The 1,424-nt window shown below is 52.0% G+C and carries 2 protein-coding genes; both read right to left on the bottom strand.

The features are described from left to right. Window positions 1–627 (bottom strand): N-6 DNA methylase (locus ABJK56_RS03290; RefSeq protein WP_347243239.1); only part of this gene is annotated, 627 nt, incomplete at its 3' end. Further along, complete coding sequence (locus ABJK56_RS03285) at window positions 615–1,166, bottom strand: class I SAM-dependent DNA methyltransferase (RefSeq protein ID WP_347243238.1); 552 nt, start codon at window positions 1,164–1,166, stop codon at window positions 615–617. The genes ABJK56_RS03290 and ABJK56_RS03285, both read right to left, overlap by 13 nt. Between the last annotated feature and the right edge of the window lie 258 nt (window positions 1,167–1,424).

Genomic DNA, 1,424 nt, shown 5'->3' with positions numbered 1-1,424 from the left:
ATGGGTGCGATCAACCATACGACCCATCTTGCGGGCATCTATGAAAAGCACCTCGCCCCGGCGATCCCGCAACTGTTTAGTCTGCCCTGCAGGAGGTCGCCCGCTTTTGTCTCTGGCAATAAACCACAGGCAAGCGGGAATCTGGGTAGAGTAGAACAGTTGACCGGGTAAAGCCACCATGCAGTCAACAAGGTCCGCTTCTATTATGTTCTTTCGGATTTCACCTTCGCCAGCTTGATGGGAAGACATGGAGCCATTGGCAAGAACAAATCCGGCATAACCTGTGGGTGCCAGGTGGTGGATTATGTGCTGCACCCAGGCAAAGTTGGCATTGCGTACGGGCGGCACGCCGTATTTCCAGCGTTTGTCTTCGCGCAGGAGTTCGCCGCCCCAATCCTTCATGTTGAATGGAGGATTAGCCAGTATGTAATCGGCCTTGAGATCGGGGAAACGGTCGTTGTGGAAGGTGTCACCCTGTTCAATCCTGCCGTCAATCCCACGAATTGCCAGGTTCAATTTCGCCAGTCGCCAGGTGGTATAGTTAAGTTCCTGACCGTAAATGCTAATTTGAGCCCGAGCTTTACCACCGTTTCCGTTTCCCGTAGCGTGCGCCTCTATAAACTCCACCGACGGAACGGCTCTAACATCTCTACCAGCAAACGGACGATGCAACGCGGGGTATAGAACTCGCCGCCCTTCTTGCCCTCGGCGCTGGCAAACTGACCGAGAAAGTACTCGTAAACACGTCCGAGCACATCTTTGGAACGGGCATCAGCATCGCCAACGCGGATGTTAGATATAAGGTCAATGAGCTGTCCGAGCCGCTGTTTATCAAGCACAGGCCGTGCATACTCCTTTGGCAGAACACCTTTAAGAGAAGGGTTATCACGCTCAATGGCTTCCATTGCCTCATCCACAATTTGACCGATACCTGGCTGGCGGGCGTTTTGTTTGAGGCGTTCCCAGCGGGCTTCTGGCGGTACCCAGAAGATGTTGAAGGCGCGGTATTCGTCAGGGTCTTCCGGGTCAGCACCATCTGCGAGTTCAGCTTCAAGTTTCCGGCGATGTTCGTCAAAGGCATCGGAAATGTACTTGAGAAAGATCAGTCCCAGAACGACATGCTTGTATTCGGCAGCATCCATGGAACCACGCAGCGCATCGGCCATTCGCCATAGCTCAGCCTCATAGCCAATTGTAGCTCCGGTAGATGTTTCACTATTTAATCTATTCCTCTGTTCAGGCATACCCCACCCCCCACGAATTTACGAACTCCTGCGTGAAAGCCCACCCCTTTAGAGGTGGGATGAAAGGCGGACGTTTTGATCCAGAATATCAAACACGTTTGTGTTGTCATGGGAGGATGAAAGTGTCAATATTATCAATGCGAACCTGTTCGAAAAATGTGTAACTGGAGAATGTGTTTG

It is taken from the genome of Thermogutta sp., assembly GCF_039793925.1.
Lineage (GTDB): Bacteria > Planctomycetota > Planctomycetia > Pirellulales > Thermoguttaceae > Thermogutta.
Note: the sequence above shows the minus strand (reverse complement) of the source record. Positions and strands in the feature narration are given on the sequence as shown.

Bases quoted from the DNA above. Each gene is read 5' to 3' on its own strand.
- ABJK56_RS03285 (WP_347243238.1), bottom strand. From the start codon at position 1,166: ATGGCCGATGCGCTGCGTGGTTCCATGGATGCTGCCGAATACAAGCAT.